This window comes from Beijerinckia sp. 28-YEA-48, from assembly GCF_900104955.1.
Classification (GTDB): Bacteria; Pseudomonadota; Alphaproteobacteria; order Rhizobiales; family Beijerinckiaceae; genus Terripilifer.
Genome location: NZ_FNSI01000001.1, coordinates 3,177,197 through 3,195,887, shown reverse-complemented (window position 1 = coordinate 3,195,887; position 18,691 = coordinate 3,177,197). Strand labels below are relative to the sequence as shown.

Here is an 18,691-nt window from a genome sequence, read left to right as displayed (position 1 = left end):
ATGGGCGTCAAATCACTGGCCGACGGACAAAATTGCGTGGTCTGACGGGCCCCGGAAAGGGGCATATTGTGGTCAATACTGATTGACTCGGCCGAAGGCTTCCACCTATAAGGCCGCACTCGATTTCGGCCGCGCCGACTTCGCGTGCAGGCGTGCGTCGGCATGCCAGCCGCCGGCAGCGGCACTGAATAACCTTAGTGGCTCCATGGCCAAGGCCATGGTTGACCCAGCAGAATTTGGAGTTCGACGGTGAAACGGACCTATCAGCCCAGCAAGATCGTGCGCAAGCGTCGCCACGGCTTCCGCGCCCGCATGGCGACTGTCGGTGGCCGCCGCGTTCTGGCCGCTCGTCGCGCCCAGGGCCGCAAGAAGCTTTCGGCCTGATTCGGACGCTTCCCGCCTCCCAAGGCAATCAAAGGCAGAACCGATGAGCGTTTCCCACACCGAAGGCGCGGGAAACAACGGTGAATTACGCCCGGCCGGTATCTCGATCGGGCGTTTGCGCAAGCGGCCGGAGTTTCAGCGGGTTGCCAAAGGGCGCCGCTATCATGCGCCCGGTTTCACGGTGCAGTGTGCGCCGCGCGATGACAATGAGACACTCGCCCGATTCGGACTGACGATCACCCGCAAGGTGGGAACGGCCGTCGAGCGTAACCGTATCCGCCGGCGTCTGCGGGCGGTTCTTGCTACCAGCAGCGACATTCCGTCAAAGCCAGGACATGATTATGTGCTGGTTGCCCGGCGCGAGGCGCTGTATCTGCCTTTCCCGGAATTGATCCGCGACATGCAGACAGCCATATCCGGGGTTGGCGGTAAGTCGCGGCGCAAAACGCCGGACAAAAACCCGGAATAGCTTCAACCCGTTCGAACGTGAACATAGGCCGGCCAACGATCAGCTGGTTCAGGATCAGCAGGCGAGAGAATGCGCGAAGATCAAAGAAATCTCCTGTTGGCCATGGCCTTGTCGCTCGTGGTCATCCTCGGCTGGAATTATTTCTACGCCAAGCCGCAGCTCGATGCGACGCGCCAGACCAATACGCAATTGCAGACCACCGGTGCCGCTCAGCAGCCCGGGACGCAGGCGACCGCGGAACAGCCGGGTGGCGTCGCCCCCGTGCCGGGCGGCTCCGCCCCGAATGCCCCGCAGGCACCGGCCGTTGCCGTTACGCTTGATCGCAATGCGTCGCTCGCCGCCTCGCCGCGGGTGAAGATCGACACGCCGAGCCTGTCCGGCTCGATCGCCCTGCGCGGCGCGCGCATCGACGACATTCACCTGAAGAAGTATCGCGAGACCACGGACCCGAAGAGCCCGACGATCGAGCTGCTCTCGCCGTCCGGTTCGGCCCATCCCTATTATGCCGAGACCGGTTTCGTCGCGGCGGCCAACAGCAATGTGGCGCTGCCGAAGCCCGACACGCTGTGGACGGCTGATAGCGATGTGCTGACGCCGGCCAGGCCCATGACGCTGACCTATGACAACGGTCAAGGCCTGGTGTTCCGTCGCGTGATCAGCGTCGACGACAATTTCATGTTCACCATTAAGGACACGGTCGAGAATAAATCGGCGGCGTCGGTGACGGTCTATCCCTATGGTCTGCTGACGCGCGTCGGCAAGCCGAAGACCGACGGCTATGCGGTGTTGCACGAAGGCTTTGTCGGCGTCGTCGGCGATTCCCGCGTGCAGGAATACACCTACGATTCGATCGAGAAGGAGCAGAAGGCCACCAAGCTCATGAAGGGCACTGGCGGCTGGCTCGGCATGACCGACAAATATTGGGCGGCGGCCGTTATTCCCGATCAGAACCTGGCGATCGAAGGCCGCTTCTCCTCGACCGGCACGACCACCAAGACCTATCAGTCTGACTATCTCGGCGGCGAGAAGGTCGTGGCGCCTGGCGCCAGTGTCGAGGTCGATCATCGCTTCTTCGCCGGCGCGAAGGAAACGCAGGTCATCGACGGCTACCAGAGCAGCCTCGGCATCAAGAATTTCGATCTGATGATCGACTGGGGTTGGTTCTATTTCATCACCAAGCCGCTGTTCTGGCTGATCGACTTCATCTACCGCTACGTTGGCAACTTCGGCGTCGCCATCCTCATCACCACCGTTCTCATCAAGCTGGTGTTCTTCCCGCTCGCCAATCGTTCTTACGAGTCGATGGCGAAGATGAAGGCGGTGCAGCCGCAGATGAAGGAGCTCCAGGAGCGCTACGCTGGCGATAAGCAGAAGCAGCAACAGGAGCTGATGGAGCTCTACAAGCGCGAGAAGATCAATCCGGTCGCTGGCTGTCTGCCTGTTATCGTCCAGATCCCAGTGTTCTTCGCACTCTACAAGGTGATCTTCATCACCATTGAAATGCGACACGCGCCGTTCTTCGGCTGGATCAAGGATCTTTCCGCGCCCGATCCAACCAATGTGTTCAACCTGTTCGGACTGATCCCCTTCGATCCGACACAGATTCCAGGCATCGGCCACTTCCTGTGGATCGGCATCTGGCCGCTCATCATGGGCGTCAGCATGTTCCTCCAGATGAAGATGAATCCGGAGCCGACCGATCCGATTCAGAAGCAGATGTTCGCCTGGATGCCGGTGATCTTCACCTTCATGCTGGGCTCGTTCCCGGCCGGCCTGGTGATCTACTGGACCTGGAACAACACCCTCTCCGTGACCCAGCAGTACTTCATCATGAAGAAGCAGGGCGTGAAGATTGAGCTTTGGGACAATCTGTTAGGTCTCTTCGGCAAGAAAGCGAGCTGACGCGCTTCAGCTGGTTATTGAACAACCCTTGGTGTCATCCCGCTCGCACCTGCGGTGCGTCGGGAATGACACCAGAGCGTTTTTCAGCACCCTGTTAGGGTGCGGATTGAAGTATGATGACTGAGATTGAGAACGACGAAGAATTCACCGAACGCGGCCGCAAATTGTTTGCTGGTCCCTGCGAGTTCTTCTTCGCCTCGGTTTCCGTTGACGATCTGCCGCCCATGGGCGCGCCCGAGATCGCCTTCGCCGGCCGCTCCAATGTCGGCAAATCGTCGCTGCTCAACGCGCTGACCAACCGCAAGTCCTTGGCACGCACGTCGCACACGCCAGGGCGCACCCAGCAGCTCAATTTCTTCGCTTTGGGCGGCGAGCTCGGCTCCGAGACCTTGCGCCTCGTCGATATGCCTGGATACGGCTATGCCGCCGTGTCGAAGCAAAAGATCGATAGCTGGACCAAACTGATGCACGGCTATCTGCGCGGCCGTTCGCCCCTCATCCGTGTCTTCGTCCTCGTCGATGGCCGGCACGGGCTGAAGGACACCGACGATGCGATGCTGAAACTGCTCGACACGTCGGCCGTCTCCTACCAGGTCGTCCTGACCAAGCGTGACGAAGTGAAGAAGTCCGACATCGAGGAGCGGATCGCGGCGACGCGCCAGGCGCTGTCCCGCCATCCCGCCGCCCATCCGGAGGTCATCTTCACCTCGTCGGAAACCGGCGATGGAATTCCCGATCTGCGTGCCGGCATCGCCCGCCTGCTCGCCGAACGCGGCGCTTGAGCGCGCGCGATAAGGAAAAAAGCCGGTGGTCTTCGCGCCGATGAGCGGCTAGAACACGGCCTGAGACAGTACCGGATTGAACATCGATGACCGATACCGCCAAAGCCAGCCCGCACGAACAAGCCGAAATCCTGATGCAGGCGCTGCCGCATATGCTGCGCTACGACGATACGATCGTGGTGGTGAAATACGGCGGCCATGCCATGGGTGACGAGAAAGTGGCGCGCGAATTCGCCCGCGACATGGTTTTGCTCGAACAGTCCGGTGTCAATCCGGTGGTCGTGCACGGTGGCGGCCCGCAGATCGGCGCCATGCTGTCGAAGCTCGGCATCAAGTCTGAATTCGCCGCCGGCCTACGCATCACCGACAAGGCCACCGTCGAAATCGTCGAGATGGTTCTCGCTGGCTCGATCAACAAGCAGATCGTCGGCTTCATCAACAACGAGGGCGGTCGCGCCATCGGCCTGTGCGGCAAGGACGGCAATATGGTCGTTGCCGAGAAGCTGACGCGCTCGGTCGTCGATCCGGATTCGAACATCGAGAAGGTGATCGATCTGGGTTTCGTCGGCGAGCCCAAGAGCGTCGACACCACGGTTCTGGACCAAGTGCTTGGCCGCGAACTCATTCCGGTTCTGGCGCCCGTGGCGCAGGGCGCGGACGGCGAGACCTATAACGTTAATGCCGACACGTTCGCTGGCGCCATCGCCGGTGCGTTGAAAGCCAAGCGTCTGATCTTCCTGACCGACGTGCCCGGCGTGCTTGATAAGAACAAACAGCTCATCAAGGAACTGACGGTCTCGCAGATCCATGATCTGATCGCCGATGGCACGATCACCGGCGGCATGATTCCGAAGGTCGAAACCTGCATCTACGCCATCGAAATGGGGGTTGAAGGCGTCGTCATTCTCGACGGCAAGGCACCCCATGCCGTGCTGGTCGAACTGTTGACCGATCATGGTGCCGGCACCCTGATCAAGCGTTGATGGCGGCGGCGGAGGTGTTGTCTGGGCGTTTCACCCATGTCGATACATGGGTGTTCGACCTCGACAACACGCTTTATCCGCCGCACTGCGATCTGTGGCCGCGCATCGACGACCGCATGACGGCCTTCATGGCCGACATGCTCGGCCTCGACGGTATGTCGACCCGCGCCCTGCAGAAATTCTATTATCGCCAGCATGGCACCACCCTGCGCGGGTTGATCGATGAATATGGCATCGATCCGGCTGAATTCCTCCGCTTCGTCCACGATATCGACCGCACCTCCGTCGAGCCCGATGTGGCGTTGGCCGCCGGCATCGCGGCACTGCCTGGCCGCAAGCTGATCTTCACCAATGGCTCGCGCGACCATGCCCTGCGCACCTGCGAGCGGCTTGGCATCGGCGACTATTTCGAAGACGTGTTCGACATTGTCGCCGCCGACCTGGTGCCCAAGCCCGATCCGCGGGCCTATGACCGGTTTTTCGACCGCCACGGCATCGCGCCCGAGCGCACCGCCATGTTCGAGGACATCGCGCGCAATCTCGTCGTGCCCAAGGCGCGCCAGATGACGACGATTCTCGTGGTGCCGAAGCCCGGGGACCATGATTTCCGCGAAGGCTGGGAGATCGCGCGGGAACGGCCAGCCCATGTCGACTTCCTCACCAACGACCTCAGCGGCTTTCTGACCGATATTGTCGCGTCTGGCAGCGCTGCCGCTCTCCCGTCGCCGGCCTTGCCTGACCGGTCTTGACATCGCCGGGGGGAGAGCCGAAACCTCCGGCCAAATCCTTATCCCTCGGGAGCCGTCATGTCGCACGCCCAGCTTGAAAAGATCATCGATGCCGCCTTCGCCGACGCCGCGTCGGTCAATGCCGGTACCAAGGGCGAGGTACGTGACGCCGTCAATGAAGCCCTGGCTCTGCTCGACAGCGGCAAGGCCCGCGTCGCCGAGAAGATCGCCGGCCAAACCGGCGCGCAGAGCTGGAAGGTCAATCAATGGCTGAAGAAGGCCGTGCTGCTCTCTTTCCGCCTCAACGACATGTCGGCTATTTCCGGTGGCCCCGGCGGCTCGTCCTGGTGGGATAAGGTGCCCTCGAAGTTCGAGGGCTGGACGGCCAAGGAACATGCGGCCGCCGGCTTCCGCTCGGTGCCGAACTGCATTGTGCGCCGCTCCGCCTATATCGCGCCCGGCGTCGTGCTGATGCCGTCCTTCGTCAATCTCGGCGCCTATGTCGACAGCGGCACCATGGTCGACACCTGGGCGACGGTGGGCTCCTGCGCCCAGATAGGCAAGAACGTGCATCTGTCGGGCGGCGTCGGCATCGGTGGCGTGCTTGAGCCGCTGCAGGCCGGCCCGACCATCATTGAAGACAATTGCTTCATCGGCGCCCGCTCGGAAGTGGTCGAAGGCGTGGTGATCGGTGAAGGCTCGGTTCTGTCGATGGGCGTCTTCATCAGCGCCTCGACCAAGATCGTCGACCGCGACACCGGCAAGATTCACATCGGCCATGTGCCGCCTTATTCGGTTGTCGTGCCGGGCTCGCTGCCGGGCAAGGCGCTGCCGGATGGCTCGGCTGGTCCGTCGCTGTACTGCGCGGTTATCGTCAAGACCGTCGATGCGCAGACGCGTTCGAAGACCGGTATCAACGAACTGTTGAGGGATTGATGGCTTCCGTTCTGTCGGCGCACGGATTCAGATTCCTGTTCCGCACCGATGAGGGGCGGATCGGCCGGCAGGTCTGGTGGCTCGGCACGATCCTGCTCGTCAGCATCGTCATCGTATTTGCGTTGGGTTGGCTGGCGTTGTCGCCCTATGCGCATCGCACACTCGATGTGCGCAAGTTTTACGATCCGATGACCTTCGTCAGTTATGCCTATCTGATCATCTATGCCTTCGCGGTGCTGTTGATCGCCGTCTGCTACGTCAACCTGTCGGCCAAGCGCCTGCGCGATGGTGGCATCGAGCCGGGCCTGGCGGGCGCGGCTCCCTTGGCGATCTTCCTCGCCTTGGCGGCGCATTGGCTGCAACCGCGCGTCGCCGAAGTGTTTCCCACCCTGCTGTTGATCGCCATCGACCTGGTGGCGCTCGGCGTGGTGCTCTGGCAGGTCTATCTGCTCGGTGTTCGAGCGAGCGAGGCGCCGTGAATTGGAAAGCGATCTTCTTCAATCTTGAAGGTCGCATTCCACGGCTGCCGTTCTGGCTTGGCATGCTGGCGCTGCTGGCGATCATGTTTTTGATCCTGGTGCCAGCTGGTCTTTTTAGCTGGGATCCAGCCACCAATCCGGCGCCGTTGTCCTATCGTCTGCTTGAATGCTTCGTGACGCTGGGGCTGGCCTATCCCACCTATGCGATCATGCTGAAGCGGCTTTACGATCGCGATCATCCGGGCACGGCGGCTTTTGTCTTCGTCGTGCTGGATATCCTCGTCGAAGTCGTCAACGTTCTATCGCCGATCGAAACCGAAGACGGAATGACGCCGCTTGGTTGGATCCTTATGATTCCCTATCTTATCCTGCTTGTTGCGCTGTTGATCGAACTCGGTCTGCGGCGCGGCACGCCGGGGCCGAACCGCTTCGGGCCCGATCCCCTGGTGACCCACTCATGACATCAGCCGTAACCCTGCTGCGCGATCTGATCCGCTGTCCGTCCGTCACGCCGCAGGATGCCGGCGCGCTCGGGCTGATTGAAAACGTGCTGAAGGGTGCTGGTTTCGAGACCCATCGCATCGTCTTCAGCGAGCCGGGCTATCCAGATACCGACAATCTCTATGCGCGTATCGGCAGCGGCGCGCCGTCGCTGGTCTTTGCTGGCCATACCGATGTGGTGCCGACGGGCGATGCGGCCAAGTGGCGGTTCGATCCGTTTTCGGCCGAGGTCGCCGACGGTATGATCTGGGGCAGGGGCGCGGTCGATATGAAGGGCGGCATCGCCGCTTCGATCGCCGCGACGCTTAATCATTTGGCCGCTCACGGTACGCCCAAGGGCTCCATCGCGTTTCTGATCACCGGCGATGAAGAAGGCCCCGCCGTCAACGGCACGGTCAAACTGCTGCAATGGGCGCATGAACGCGGCGAGCGCTTCGATCATTGTATTCTGGGCGAACCGACCAATCCCGATGCGCTCGGCGACATGATCAAGATCGGCCGGCGCGGTTCGCTGTCGGGCACGCTGGTGGTGCATGGTCGCCAGGGCCATGTCGGCTATCCGCATCTGGCCGACAATCCGGTGCATCACATCCTGCGCATTGGGGCTGCGCTGCGGGCCGAGCCGCTCGATCAAGGCACGCCGCATTTCGATGCCTCCAATCTCGAAATCACCGCGATCGATACCGGCAATCCGGCCGTCAATGTGATTCCCGATGAGGCGCGCGCCGCTTTCAACATTCGCTTCAATGATCTCTGGCAACCCGACACCTTGGCCGCCGAAGTGCGCCGGCGTGTGGAAGCCGCCGCGCAAGGCGCGCGCTATACGCTCGACTTCAAGCCGACCAATGCCCTGGCCTTCGTGATGCAGCCGGGGCCGTTCGTGGAAGCCATGTCACAGGCCATCGCGGCCGAGACGGGGCGGCGGCCGGTGCTGTCGACAACCGGTGGCACGTCCGACGCGCGTTTCATCTGCAATTATGCACAGGTGGTTGAGTTCGGCCTCGTCGGCCAAACCATGCATGCGATCGACGAGCGCACGGCCGTGGCCGATGTCGAGAAGCTGGAAGCGATCTACACTCGCGTGCTGGCGAATTATTTCGCCTAACACTTCGCCGAAGCCTTTGTGTCATCCAAAGGCTGCCGCGCATTCTCAATAATCGACGCGCAACATATAGAGCCCGCTCGCTGGCGCGACCACGCCGCAGCGGGCGCGGTCTTTGGCGTCCAGCGCGTCCTTCAGATCCTGCTTGCTCCATTTGCCCGAGCCGACATGTTCAAGGGAGCCGGTGATCGAGCGCACCTGATGATGCAGGAACGAGCGCGCCGAGGCGAAGATCTCGATCGTCTCGCCGGTGCGCACCACATCGAGGCGATCGAGCGTGCGCAGCGGTGAATTGGCCTGGCACTCCGCGGCGCGGAAGGTGCTGAAGTCGTGCTTGCCGATCAACACCTGCGCCGCGTCATGCATCGCTTGCGCATCGAGCCGCCGCTTCACGTGCCAGATGCCATCGCGCATCACCGTTGGCGGCGCGCGGCGATTGAGAATGCGATAGACGTAGTGGCGGGCTTTCGCCGAGAAGCGCGCCTCGAAGGTGTCGTCCACCGCTTCCGCCAGCAGCACCGCGACAGGCTGCGGTTTCAGATGGGCGTTCATCGCGTCGCGGACCTTGTCGGTGCGCCATTCGCGCGACAGATCGATATGGGCTACCTGTGCAAGGGCATGGACGCCGGCATCTGTGCGCCCAGCGCCATGCACGACAACGGTTTCGCCGCTCATGGCATGGACCGCTTCTTCCAGCGCTTGCTGCACTGAGGGCGCATTGGCCTGCCGCTGCCAGCCGGCGAACGGTGTGCCGTCATATTCAATGGTGAGCTTGTAACGCGGCATCAGGTGAGCCGGGTGCCGGGCGGCAGGGCCGCGCCGCGCAGGAATTCCTCGGCGCTCATCGGCGATTTTCCGGCGCGCTGCACGTCGAGCAGGCGCACCGCGCCCTGGCCGCACGCGATTGTAAGATCGCTGCCGATGGGCGAACCCGCTTCGCCCTGGCCTTTTGCGAGCGCACTGCGCAACACTTTCACCCGCTCCGGGCCCTTGCCAAAATCAGCCTCGAAGAAGGCGCCCGGAAACGGCGAGAGGCCGCGAATATGATTGTGCACGTCGGTCGCCGGCTTCGCCCAATCGATGCGGCATTCGGCCTTGTCGATCTTGCTGGCATAGACAGCGCCGTTCTCGGCTTGCGCATGAAACTGCAATGAGCCGCGCGACAGAGCGGCGAGCGCACGCACCATCAGATCGGCGCCGACGCCCATCAGCGCGTCGTGCAATTCGCCCGCGGTCATATTGTCGCCGATGGCGATACGCTCGGCCATGGCCACGGGCCCGGTGTCGAGGCCCTCGTCCATGCGCATCACCATGACGCCGGTTTCGTTGTCGCCGGCCATGATGGCGCGCTGGATCGGCGCGGCGCCGCGCCAGCGCGGCAGCAGCGAGGCATGCAGATTAAGGCAGCCTTCAGCGGGCGCTTCGAGGATCGGCTGCGGTAGGATGAGGCCATAGGCGACGACAACGGCGACATCGGCGTCGAAAGCGGCAAAGGCTTGCGCCTCGGCCTCGTTGCGCAGGGTTTTCGGCGTCAGCACCGGAATGCCGAAACGATCGGCCGTGACGTGAACCGGGGAACGGGTCAGTTCGAGGCCGCGCCGCCCGGCGGGCTTGGGCGCGCGCGTATAGCAGGCGACGACCTCATGGCCCTGGCCAATAATTTCGGTGAGGACCGGCACCGAGAAGTCGGGCGTTCCCATGAAGACGATACGCATGCGATCAACCTGAAATGCCGGCGAGCCGGACGGAAATCTGGCCGGGTTCTACAGCATTTTTACGCGAAGGGCAGGTCGGCCTAGTTTGTCTCGGCCTAGTTCGCCTCGGCCTCGTCAGGGCGGCGCTTGGCGTCCTTGGTGAACTTCTTCACCACCCGCTCGCGCTTCAGCCGGGAAATATGGTCGATGAACAGCACGCCATTGAGATGATCGATCTCGTGCTGCAGGCAGGTGGCGAGGAGCCCGTCGGCATCCAGCTCCTGCTGGACGCCCATCCGGTCGAGATAGCGCACCCGCACCCGCGCCGGCCGTTCGACCTCGGCGTAATATTCGGGAATGGACAGGCAGCCTTCCTCGTAGACGGAGGTTTCCTCGGAGGCGAGCACGACTTCCGGATTGATCAGGAAAATCGGGTCCTTCTTCTCCGGCGTCTCGTCGTCTTCCTCGCGCTTGGCCACGTCGACCACGATGACGCGTTTGGGCACGGCGATCTGGATCGCAGCCAGGCCGATGCCCGGCGCGTCGTACATCGTCTCCAACATGTCGTCGAGCAAGGTGCGTATCCCGTCATCCACGAGGGTTACGGGCGTGGAAACCGCGCGCAACCGCGTGTCGGGCAGGATAATGATGGGCTTCAGCGACATGGAAACAGGTACCGTCCAATATGAAAACGCCCGCCTGAGATATGCATCCCGGCGGGCGAGGTCAATTTTAAGGCGTCAATCAGCGTGAAATTTTCAGGCCGGCTGACGGGTCAGGTCGAATGTACGGACGCGCGGCGTCAGCTGGATGCGCGGGCGGGTGCGCTCGACAACCACAGCGCCGGTCGGGCGGCTGCGTGGCTCAAGCTTGATCGCCGGGCGAGCGGTGCCGGTCGGGATGATGGTGCGGGGACGGGCCCGTTCCACAACCACGGCGCGCTCGGCGCCATTGCGCGAGGCGACGACGCGGGTTTCGCGCGAAGCGGCTTCCGCAGCGGCTTTGGCCACAAGCGGACGGACTTCGTCGACGGAAACGTCCATGAAGCCGGCGGCGATATAGGCCTGATGATCGAGATCGTCGGTCAAACCCTGGGCAGCCAAAATGGCTTCCTCAATGGTCGGCGGGCACTTCTTAATCCGGATCGGCGGCAGCGTCTTCGGGTCGACAGTCTTTTTCGCGGGGGCGCGCTTCATGGCAGCCTCATCTTGGTTCATATCTATACGACTCAGTATACAGCAACAGTGCAATGCAGCAAGATGTTTTTGTGCAACGCACACTGTTCCAATTAAAAATGGCGGAATGCCGGGTTTTCCTCGTCAATCGCCCTGTTGTTCTTATTCTGTTCGGAACCCGGGACGAATCGCGGTATGCATATAGGATGACGCACCCGCTATTTCTATTGTCCGGATACCCGATCGGCCTGCTCGAAATTGCCGCAGGCGGCGTCGCTTTTTGCGCGCTTGTCCTCTTCATTATGGCCATTGGCCTGCTCCGGGCCGGGGGCTCCCGCCGGCTGGAAGCCGAGCTCGCGGCCGAGCGGCAGCGCGAGATCGACGACAAGATGGCTGGGCTTAGCCAGATCAACGCTGAACTGGCCGGTCGGTTGCGCGGCATGGGCGATGCGCTCACCAGCCGCCAGGGCGAACTGGCGCGATTGTTGACCGAGCGTCTCGATGCCGTCGGGCATCGGGTCGGCCAAGGGCTCGAATCGAATGGCCGTTTCGCGGCCGACCAATTGACCAAGCTCTCCGAGCGCCTCGCTGTCATCGACAAGGCGCAGGAAAAGTTGACGGGCATGACCCAGGAAGTGGTCAGCCTGAAGGATATTCTGGCCAACAAACAGTCGCGCGGCGCTTTCGGCCAGGGGCGGATGGAGGCGATCGTTCGCGATGGCCTGCACCCTGCGGCCTACGAATTTCAGGCGACTCTCTCGAATGGCAGCCGGCCCGATTGCTTGATCCGCCTGCCGGGCGATGAGCGCGCCATGGCGGTTGATGCCAAGTTTCCGCTGGAAGCGTTCACGGCCCTGAAGGATGCGGCCAACGATGCCGAGCGCGAGCAAGCCGGCCGCCGCGTGCGCGCCGATCTGAGCAAACACATCAAGGATATCGCCGACAAATATCTGCTCTCCGGCGAGACCCAGGATCTAGCTTTGCTGTTCGTTCCTTCTGAATCGATCTACGCCGATCTCAGCAGCCATTTCGACGATGTGATCCAGCGTGCCAATCGGGCCCGCGTCCTCATCGTCTCGCCGTCGCTCTTGATGATGGCCATTCAGGTGATGCAGAGCTTGGTGCGCGATCGGCGCATGCAGGAACAGACTCATCTGATCCAGCGCGAGGTGCGTAGTCTGCTCGATGATCTGCGCCGCCTCGGCGACCGTGTTGCCAAGCTCGACGTGCATTTCCGTCAGGCGCAGGAGGACGTGGCGCAGATCACCACCTCCACCGAGAAACTGGTGCGTCGCGGTTCCCGCATTGACCAGCTCGAGCTTGATCCGCAGACCGCCCCAACTGCTGGCACGGCACCGCTGCGCAATGCGGCCGAGTAAGCCGCGCTACGCCGTTTCAGACTTCGACGATGACGTAGTCGTCCTCGATCCGCACCGGAAAGACCTCGGCTGCTTTTGGCGGCGCGTCGAGATCGATCTCAGCGCCTTGCACGACGGCAGTCTGATAGTGGCGCACGCGCACCCGGCTTGGATCGCATTGGGCGCGGCCGGTGCGCAGATCGAACTCCCAGCCGTGCCACGGGCATTTCACAAACTCGTCCTTGCGCGAATAGCAATATTCGCCGGGCATTTTCGATTCCACCAGACCGACAAGCTTGCCGTCGATCAGATGGCCGCCCTCATGCGGGCAGCGATTGCCAAGCGCATGGAATTCGCCGTTGACGTTGAACACGGCGATCTGGCGGTTGTTGACCTCGACCAGTTTGCGGCTGCCCGGCGGCAGATCCTTCACCGCGGCGACGATATGTTTGCCCATGGTCAGAGTCCCAGCCGCGGATAAGTGGCGAGTGGATTGTCGACGAGGATGCGCCTGTGCAGGCCAGCGGGAATGCCAGGTGGCATGATCTCGTCGCCATTGAATTGCCAGTGCGGATAGTCCGAAGAATAGAGCAGCATGTCGTCGGACTGAAAATGTTCGATGGCGCGCGCCACGATGTCGGGATTGTCGGGCGTATCGAGCGGCTGGATCGTCAAGCGGAAGTGATCGCGCACGATCTCGTTGGGCGAACGGTCGATCCACGGAATCTCGGCGCGCACGCCACGCCAGAATTTCGACAGGCGCCAGACGAAGCCCGGCAGCCAGGTGACGCCGGATTCGATCAACACCGCTTTCAGCTTCGGGAATTTGACGAACACGCCCTCACAGACAAGGCTGGCGAGCTGCGACTGAAAGCCTAGCGACTGCGCCGCATAATCCTCGACATAATAGGTCGGCCAGCCCAGCGACGTCACCGGATAGCGATAGGCGCTGCCGGCGTGGATCCCGAGCGGCAGGTTGTGGCGTTCCGCCGCCGCATAGATCGGCCAGAATTGCCGGCGCCCCAGCGGCGTCTCGCCCATGCAGAGGACCAGGATCTGCACGAACCGCTTGTCGACAGCGCAGCGCTCGATCTCATCGACCGCGTGTTCGACATTCTGCAACGGCACGACGATGGAGGCGCGCAGGCGCGGGTCGCGATCAAGCCATTCTTTGACAACCCAATCGTTCATCGCGCGGGCGAAGGCGTGCGCCATGTCCTCGTTGAAGACGAGTTGCACGCCATAGAGGCAATTCAGAATGGCGATATCAGCCTGCCAGTCGCCGAAAACCTTTGTCCCGACCTCGTGGGCACTGAGCCCCGCGCGTCCGCCTTCGCTACGAAAATCCGCGCGCGCGGTGATCGGCGCCAGCGGCGGATAACTGATGGTATCGAGCGTGGTGATTTCGCGCTCGATCACCGACTCACGCCAATGGTCGTCGAGATAAGGCAGCAGCGTCTGCATGCTCGGCACGGTGGGATGCACGTCGCAATCGATCGCGCGGATATTGGACAGATTCACCTTGGGGGCTCCAGCAGCAAAGGGGCTAGCAGGTTGTCGAAAAGTCTTTTGTTAGCAGGCGGGCGAACCCTCACCGTCATTGCGAGGAGCATCGCGACGAAGCAATCCAGGGGCGCGTGGTAGAGTGTCAAGAAGTGCCTCTGGTGCAGGCGTATTCACTATGATTATACACCTCGAATCCTGGATTGCTTCGCTTCGCTCGCAATGACGGGAAGGTATTCGCGTGTGCTGCTAGAGGCGGAACACGCCCATGGCGTTTTCAAAGCGCAGCTTGCGGCGGCGCTCCTCACTCCAGTTCGTCGGCACGGCGAAGACCGGATCGTCGAAGTCCCAATGGGCGTAATCGCTGGCGAACATCACCCGGTCCCAGCCGATCCAGTCGATCAGATCGACGAGATATTCCGGTTTCTCCGGCTCCTCGATCGGTTGCGTCGTGACGTAGACGTTCTGCTTCAGATATTCCGACGGTGGCCGTTTCAGATGCGGCACCTCGTCCTTCATCTTTTGCCAATGCTTGTCGAGCCGCCAGCCCAGCGAAGGCACCCAGCCGAAGCCAGCTTCGATCATGACCACTTTCAACGTGGGAAAGCGCTCGAACAGTCCTTCCATGATCATCGAGGAGATAAGGGCTGAACAGGCGGTGCCGTGTTCGGCCATTTCCTCGATATAGAAGGACGGCCAGCCCGAATTGGAAATCGGAATGCCGGAATAGCCAAACACATGAATGCCGATTGGCAGGTTGTGTTCCACCGCCGCTTCATAGATCGGCCAATACTTGCGCCGGCCCAGAGCCTCGTTGGTCCGGCTTAGGAGAAACACCTGGCAGAACGCCTTGTTAGCGGCGCGCTTGTGAATTTCCGCCACCGACGCTTCGATGTTCTCGTAAGGCACGACGATGGAGGGACGCAGGCGCGGCTCCTTGGCGTGCCAGAAATCGAGCTGCCAGTCGTTATGGGCGGAAGCCAGCGCGGCGGAGAGATCGAGGTTCTGGTCGCCCGATCCCGGCCAAAGCGGATTCATGATGCCGACGTCGACGCCGTGATAATCGAGGTGCTGCTCCTGCATCAGTTGCAGGGAGCTGCCGGGCGGATCGCCATTGGTGGGCCAGGCATCGCGCCGCGCGCCATCGCCTGGCTGTGATTTGGGATAGGGATGGCCTTTGACGAAGCCGTGCCGCTTGCGCAGGCCATAGGTCTGCCACGTGTCCCACCAGCGCGACGACAGGTAAGGCTTCAGGTCTTCTGGCGCGCGCAGGCGCGGATGGATATCGCAATCGACTAGCGCGAGCTTGCTGTTGGGCCTGAACTGCGCTTTCGGCGCATTAACATTCATGGCGAATTCCTCCGGGCGCGATAGGGCGCTTGTGTTTCAGCGTTTGTAGCGCGTCCGACGATACCAGGCAAAATCGCGTTTCTGTCGAAACGCGATTTGCTCTAGCGTCGTGGCCAGGGCCGGGCGCGCAGGGCCTCTTCGTTCACCTCAGTGCCCCAGCCGGGGCCGGTGGGCAGAACGAATTCGCCGTTATCAAGTGTGGGCGGCACAGTGACGAACTCGTCGCGCCAGGGCACATCGTCCACTTCCAGTTCCATGATGCGGAAATTGGGAATGGCGGCGCAAAAATGCGCACTCATGATGCTGGCGAGCGTGCCGTAGAAATTATGCGGCGCGCAATTCACTTCATAAGCATCGGCGAGGGTGGCGATGCGCACGGATTCCCAGAGACCATTCCACGGCACGTCGACGACGGCGACATCGGCGGCGCCTTCCTCGAAATAGGGCCGATATCCTCGCAGGCCATGGATCGATTCCAGCGAGGCGATCGGCACCCGGCTTGAACGGCGCACGTGCGCCAAAGCCTGCGGATCGTGCATGTCGATTTCAAACCACGTCAGATCGAACGGTTCCAGCGCTCGCGCGATGCGCAGGAAACCTTCCGTGCGCTGGCTGAAATTGATGTCGAGCATGAGGCCGGTTTGCGGGCCAAGGCCCTCGCGGAAGGCGGCGAGCATGTCGGTAATCGCGCCGATGAAGGTGCTGTCGATATTGCGCTCGAGCAGTTTGGGATAGAGGCGGAAGCCGCCTTCGAACATTTTGAGCTTGCCGCCGTCTTGAAACAGCGGGTTGGTTTTGATGGCTGTGAAGCCGCGCGCTGTCGCCTCTTGTCCGAGCGTCTTGAGATCGTCCAGGGTTTCGATCCGTGGCTTGCCCCAGCTCTCAAACAGATCGGCGAAGCGGACGCGGAAACTGCCGCAATGGGACCAATAGACCGGCAGGCGGGTGCGGAAGGGGCCTCCGAATAGAGCATAGACGGGCACGCCGAGCGCCTTCGCCTTGATGTCGAGGCAGGCATTCTCGATGGCGGCGATGGCCTGATTGTTGAGACCGCCCGCCGCCAGCCGCGTGATCGCCTGCAGCGAGGCGGTGAGCTTGCCCACTTCCCGGGGATCAAGTCCCTGGATGATCGGGGCGAAGCGCCGCAGCAGATCGCTGACGCCGCCGGCGCCGAAATTCTCGGCGTATTCAGCCCAACCGACGAGGCCTTCGTCGGTGGTGATCTTGAGAAAGGAAGCCGGCCGCCAGCCCATGTCGGCGTGGAACTGCTCCAGTTTGACGATTTTCACGTGTCCCCCCGAGACTGTTTTAATCCGTGCTGTTCAATCCGCCGATCCCAGCACCAGGCCGCCGTCGATGACGATGTGAATGCCGGTGACATAGTCGGAAGCGTGCGAGGCCAGGAACAGCGCCGCGCCCTGCATGTCTTGCGGCGTCGCCAGGCGGTGCATCGGATTGGCTTTTTCGAACGGCGCACGAGCCTCCGCGTCTTTCAGCCGGCCGCCGCCGATATTGGTGATCGCGGGGCCGGGCGCGATGGCGTTGACGTTGATGTTGTAGCGCGCCAGTTCGATGGCGACCTGCCGCACGATCTGTCCCACCGCCGCTTTTGAAACCACATAGCTCGAGCCGACATATTGCTCGATCTTCATCGATGAGATCGAGCTGGTGACAACGATCTTGCCGCCGCCCTGCTTCTTCATCTGCGGGATCGCCGCCCGCAGGGTACGGATCACGCCATGGACATTGGTGTCGATCACCCGCTCCCAGAGGTCGTCGCCGAGCGCCTCGAAGGCCGTGTCCGGATTGCGGGAGTTATCGGTACGTAGGAAGCCAGGGCCGCCGCTGATCCCGGCATTGGCGAAAACCACGTCGAGCCGGCCTTCGCGCGCGATCACGCTGTCGAACAGCTGGCGGAGTTCGGCATCCTTGGTGACGTCGGCGATCATGGCGTTGGTCGCATATCCGGCATCGCGCAAACGCATGGCTTCCCGGTTCACCGCCGCATCGTCACGATCCGCCATGGTCACCTTGGCGCCGTTGGTCGCCATGGCTTCGGCGATGGCAAGGCCGATGCCGCTGGCGGCGCCCGTCACAACGATGGATTTGCCTTGTACCGCAAAGATATCTTCAACCCTGGCCATCTTGCCTCCCGTTCGTTGGCGGCAGGATGAAGGTGGCATCGCGGCAAAGCAAGCGGTCGCCGCCATTCTCTCTCCCTGCTGCTCCGCCCCTGTGTCCGAGCCTTCTCGCCCAACCTTCTTTCCCAATCTTCTTTCCATTGACAAGGTCACGTCCGCGTGGCGACAGTATCGCCCAACCAAGAAAGCCGGTGCATAGGGCGCCGGCGAAACGGGCGGAAACTAAAACGCATGGCCCCACGCAACATCAAAAATGTCGCGGTGATTGGCTTGGGCAAGATGGGCAATCCGATATCGCGCCATCTGTTGAACGGCGGTTTCGTCGTTTCCGGCTTCGATGTCGATGCTAAGGCCTGCAAGTCAGCCGCGTGCAAAGGCATTGCCGTTGCGACATCGCCGGGGCAGGCAGTCACTGAAGCCGATCTTGTGATCGTCCTGGTGGCCCAGGAAGAGGAGGTCGAAAAAGTCCTCTTCGCGCCTGATGGCGTCGTGGCACGCGCCAAGCCCGAAACGATCGTCGGTATCGCCACGACGATTTCTCCCGAAAGCATGATCCGTTTCGGCGCGCGGTTGCGCGAACATGAACTGGCGCCCCTCGACATGCCGATCTGCCGGGGCGAGCGGCCGGCGGAGGCGGGCAAGCTGCTGATCACCGGCGGCGGCGAGAAGGCGGTGTTCGACGCTTGCCGGAAGGCTTTCTCCACCTTCGCCAGCTCCGTTTATCGCCTGGGCGACGTCGGCTCGGGCCAGGTCGGTAAGATGGTCAACAATCTGATCCTCTGGACCTGCGTTTCGGCCAATCACGAAGGCTTCAAACTGGCCGGGAAATATGGCGTCGATGACGTCGTCATGCGCGAGATGCTACTCGACAGCAGTGCCGCCAACTGGGCGCTGGAAACACAAGCCCAGCGCTATGCCATGCCGTCGGCCGAGCGTGATATGATGATCGCCCTGACGGAGGCGGACCGGCTGCGTGTCAGCTTGCCGCTCAGCGGTATCGTCAAGGAAGTCATCAAGGGCATCAAGATCGAACGCGAGGAACATTTCCCGTTCGAAGAGAAGAAGAGCTAGTTCGCGCCGGCATATTGAGGCGGCCCGCGTGGCCGCCCAAGCTTCCGCAAACCTCCCCGTTCGTTCGTTGCACCTCGGCGCTACATGGGCGTCGCCAAGGACGCTTGTGCGCGTGACTGTGGTCTGGCGTGGC

The 18,691-nt window shown here is 61.9% G+C and carries 22 protein-coding genes; 12 read left to right on the top strand and 10 right to left on the bottom strand.

What is annotated here, in order from left to right:
* Nucleotides 1-249 precede the first annotated feature (249 nt).
* The 10 genes from rpmH to dapE all read left to right on the top strand — a co-directional run bounded on the left by rpmH (nt 250) and on the right by dapE (nt 8,269).
* Nucleotides 250-384 (top strand): 50S ribosomal protein L34, encoded by a 135-nt coding sequence (gene rpmH, locus BLW50_RS15185; RefSeq protein WP_090704048.1) that lies wholly within the window; start codon nt 250-252, stop codon nt 382-384.
* 43 nt (nt 385-427) lie between these two features.
* The gene (rnpA, locus tag BLW50_RS15180; protein WP_090704046.1) at nt 428-853 is read left to right on the top strand and encodes a ribonuclease P protein component; all 426 of its coding nucleotides are present in this window, start codon (nt 428-430) and stop codon (nt 851-853) included.
* Nucleotides 854-922: 69 nt separating this feature from the next.
* Nucleotides 923-2,755 (top strand): membrane protein insertase YidC, encoded by a 1,833-nt coding sequence (gene yidC / locus BLW50_RS15175; RefSeq protein WP_090704044.1) that lies wholly within the window; start codon nt 923-925, stop codon nt 2,753-2,755.
* 116 nt (nt 2,756-2,871) lie between these two features.
* A complete protein-coding gene (gene yihA / locus BLW50_RS15170; RefSeq protein ID WP_090709172.1) occupies nt 2,872-3,537 on the top strand; it encodes a ribosome biogenesis GTP-binding protein YihA/YsxC in 666 nt (221 codons plus the stop codon).
* A gap of 86 nt (nt 3,538-3,623) precedes the next feature.
* Nucleotides 3,624-4,520, top strand: a complete 897-nt coding sequence (argB, locus tag BLW50_RS15165; RefSeq protein WP_090704042.1) for an acetylglutamate kinase — start codon at nt 3,624-3,626, stop codon at nt 4,518-4,520.
* A 14-nt stretch (nt 4,521-4,534) separates the two neighbouring features.
* Complete coding sequence (locus tag BLW50_RS15160) at nt 4,535-5,269, top strand: pyrimidine 5'-nucleotidase (RefSeq protein ID WP_348272844.1); 735 nt, start codon at nt 4,535-4,537, stop codon at nt 5,267-5,269.
* A gap of 57 nt (nt 5,270-5,326) precedes the next feature.
* Nucleotides 5,327-6,184, top strand: coding sequence for a 2,3,4,5-tetrahydropyridine-2,6-dicarboxylate N-succinyltransferase (gene dapD, locus BLW50_RS15155; RefSeq protein WP_090704039.1), 858 nt, complete (start codon nt 5,327-5,329; stop codon nt 6,182-6,184).
* A complete protein-coding gene (locus BLW50_RS15150) occupies nt 6,184-6,663 on the top strand; it encodes a hypothetical protein (protein WP_090704038.1) in 480 nt (159 codons plus the stop codon). The genes dapD and BLW50_RS15150 overlap by 1 nt, the downstream gene beginning before the upstream one ends.
* The gene (locus BLW50_RS15145; RefSeq protein WP_170850166.1) at nt 6,660-7,124 is read left to right on the top strand and encodes a DUF805 domain-containing protein; all 465 of its coding nucleotides are present in this window, start codon (nt 6,660-6,662) and stop codon (nt 7,122-7,124) included. Before BLW50_RS15150 ends, BLW50_RS15145 begins: the two co-directional genes overlap by 4 nt.
* Complete coding sequence (gene dapE / locus BLW50_RS15140) at nt 7,121-8,269, top strand: succinyl-diaminopimelate desuccinylase (protein WP_090704034.1); 1,149 nt, start codon at nt 7,121-7,123, stop codon at nt 8,267-8,269. The genes BLW50_RS15145 and dapE overlap by 4 nt, the downstream gene beginning before the upstream one ends.
* Nucleotides 8,270-8,314: 45 nt before the next feature.
* On the opposite strand, the gene truA is transcribed toward dapE, so the two are convergent.
* From truA to BLW50_RS31080, 5 genes are all read right to left on the bottom strand, one after another.
* Entirely contained in the window at nt 8,315-9,052 is a 738-nt protein-coding gene (truA, locus tag BLW50_RS15135; RefSeq protein ID WP_090704032.1) for a tRNA pseudouridine(38-40) synthase TruA, read from the bottom strand.
* The gene (gene fmt, locus BLW50_RS15130) at nt 9,052-9,981 is read right to left on the bottom strand and encodes a methionyl-tRNA formyltransferase (RefSeq protein WP_090704030.1); all 930 of its coding nucleotides are present in this window, start codon (nt 9,979-9,981) and stop codon (nt 9,052-9,054) included. The genes truA and fmt overlap by 1 nt, the downstream gene beginning before the upstream one ends.
* 95 nt (nt 9,982-10,076) lie before the next feature.
* The gene (gene def, locus BLW50_RS15125) at nt 10,077-10,625 is read right to left on the bottom strand and encodes a peptide deformylase (protein ID WP_090704029.1); all 549 of its coding nucleotides are present in this window, start codon (nt 10,623-10,625) and stop codon (nt 10,077-10,079) included.
* 93 nt (nt 10,626-10,718) lie between these two features.
* Nucleotides 10,719-11,156, bottom strand: a complete 438-nt coding sequence (locus BLW50_RS31085) for a hypothetical protein (protein ID WP_244544259.1) — start codon at nt 11,154-11,156, stop codon at nt 10,719-10,721.
* 203 nt (nt 11,157-11,359) lie between these two features.
* Nucleotides 11,360-11,650, bottom strand: coding sequence for a hypothetical protein (locus BLW50_RS31080; RefSeq protein ID WP_244544258.1), 291 nt, complete (start codon nt 11,648-11,650; stop codon nt 11,360-11,362).
* Between BLW50_RS31080 and rmuC the strand changes: the two genes are divergently transcribed.
* Complete coding sequence (gene rmuC / locus BLW50_RS15115) at nt 11,621-12,514, top strand: DNA recombination protein RmuC (RefSeq protein ID WP_244544257.1); 894 nt, start codon at nt 11,621-11,623, stop codon at nt 12,512-12,514. The two genes, BLW50_RS31080 and rmuC, sit on opposite strands and share 30 nt — an antisense overlap.
* 16 nt (nt 12,515-12,530) lie before the next feature.
* Here the strand turns inward: rmuC and BLW50_RS15110 are convergent, their stop codons facing one another.
* From BLW50_RS15110 to BLW50_RS15090, 5 genes are all read right to left on the bottom strand, one after another.
* Nucleotides 12,531-12,950 carry a Rieske (2Fe-2S) protein gene (locus BLW50_RS15110; RefSeq protein WP_090704025.1) on the bottom strand — a complete coding sequence of 140 codons (420 nt, stop codon included), beginning with the start codon at nt 12,948-12,950 and terminating at the stop codon, nt 12,531-12,533.
* Nucleotides 12,951-12,952: 2 nt separating this feature from the next.
* The gene (locus BLW50_RS15105; protein ID WP_090709171.1) at nt 12,953-14,008 is read right to left on the bottom strand and encodes an amidohydrolase family protein; all 1,056 of its coding nucleotides are present in this window, start codon (nt 14,006-14,008) and stop codon (nt 12,953-12,955) included.
* Nucleotides 14,009-14,245: 237 nt separating this feature from the next.
* Nucleotides 14,246-15,346 (bottom strand): amidohydrolase family protein, encoded by a 1,101-nt coding sequence (locus tag BLW50_RS15100; protein WP_090704023.1) that lies wholly within the window; start codon nt 15,344-15,346, stop codon nt 14,246-14,248.
* A 101-nt stretch (nt 15,347-15,447) separates the two neighbouring features.
* Nucleotides 15,448-16,635, bottom strand: coding sequence for a mandelate racemase/muconate lactonizing enzyme family protein (locus BLW50_RS15095; protein WP_244544256.1), 1,188 nt, complete (start codon nt 16,633-16,635; stop codon nt 15,448-15,450).
* Nucleotides 16,636-16,668: 33 nt separating this feature from the next.
* Nucleotides 16,669-17,490 carry an SDR family NAD(P)-dependent oxidoreductase gene (locus BLW50_RS15090; RefSeq protein WP_090704020.1) on the bottom strand — a complete coding sequence of 274 codons (822 nt, stop codon included), beginning with the start codon at nt 17,488-17,490 and terminating at the stop codon, nt 16,669-16,671.
* Nucleotides 17,491-17,718: 228 nt separating this feature from the next.
* Between BLW50_RS15090 and BLW50_RS15085 the strand changes: the two genes are divergently transcribed.
* The gene (locus BLW50_RS15085) at nt 17,719-18,558 is read left to right on the top strand and encodes an NAD(P)-dependent oxidoreductase (protein WP_090704018.1); all 840 of its coding nucleotides are present in this window, start codon (nt 17,719-17,721) and stop codon (nt 18,556-18,558) included.
* The last annotated feature ends 133 nt before the right edge of the window (nt 18,559-18,691 follow it).

Bases quoted from the DNA above. Each gene is read 5' to 3' on its own strand.
- BLW50_RS31085 (WP_244544259.1), bottom strand. From the start codon at position 11,156: ATGAAGCGCGCCCCCGCGAAAAAGACTGTCGACCCGAAGACGCTGCCG.
- argB (WP_090704042.1), top strand. From the start codon at position 3,624: ATGACCGATACCGCCAAAGCCAGCCCGCACGAACAAGCCGAAATCCTG.
- fmt (WP_090704030.1), bottom strand. From the start codon at position 9,981: ATGCGTATCGTCTTCATGGGAACGCCCGACTTCTCGGTGCCGGTCCTC.
- BLW50_RS15150 (WP_090704038.1), top strand. From the start codon at position 6,184: ATGGCTTCCGTTCTGTCGGCGCACGGATTCAGATTCCTGTTCCGCACC.
- rnpA (WP_090704046.1), top strand. From the start codon at position 428: ATGAGCGTTTCCCACACCGAAGGCGCGGGAAACAACGGTGAATTACGC.
- def (WP_090704029.1), bottom strand. From the start codon at position 10,625: ATGTCGCTGAAGCCCATCATTATCCTGCCCGACACGCGGTTGCGCGCG.
- BLW50_RS15085 (WP_090704018.1), top strand. From the start codon at position 17,719: ATGGCCCCACGCAACATCAAAAATGTCGCGGTGATTGGCTTGGGCAAG.
- yidC (WP_090704044.1), top strand. From the start codon at position 923: ATGCGCGAAGATCAAAGAAATCTCCTGTTGGCCATGGCCTTGTCGCTC.
- dapD (WP_090704039.1), top strand. From the start codon at position 5,327: ATGTCGCACGCCCAGCTTGAAAAGATCATCGATGCCGCCTTCGCCGAC.
- yihA (WP_090709172.1), top strand. From the start codon at position 2,872: ATGACTGAGATTGAGAACGACGAAGAATTCACCGAACGCGGCCGCAAA.
- truA (WP_090704032.1), bottom strand. From the start codon at position 9,052: ATGCCGCGTTACAAGCTCACCATTGAATATGACGGCACACCGTTCGCC.
- dapE (WP_090704034.1), top strand. From the start codon at position 7,121: ATGACATCAGCCGTAACCCTGCTGCGCGATCTGATCCGCTGTCCGTCC.
- BLW50_RS15090 (WP_090704020.1), bottom strand. From the start codon at position 17,490: ATGGCCAGGGTTGAAGATATCTTTGCGGTACAAGGCAAATCCATCGTT.
- BLW50_RS15100 (WP_090704023.1), bottom strand. From the start codon at position 15,346: ATGAATGTTAATGCGCCGAAAGCGCAGTTCAGGCCCAACAGCAAGCTC.
- BLW50_RS15110 (WP_090704025.1), bottom strand. From the start codon at position 12,950: ATGGGCAAACATATCGTCGCCGCGGTGAAGGATCTGCCGCCGGGCAGC.
- BLW50_RS31080 (WP_244544258.1), bottom strand. From the start codon at position 11,650: ATGCCCGACGGCATCGAGACGCTCGGTCAACAATCGCGCCAGTTCGCC.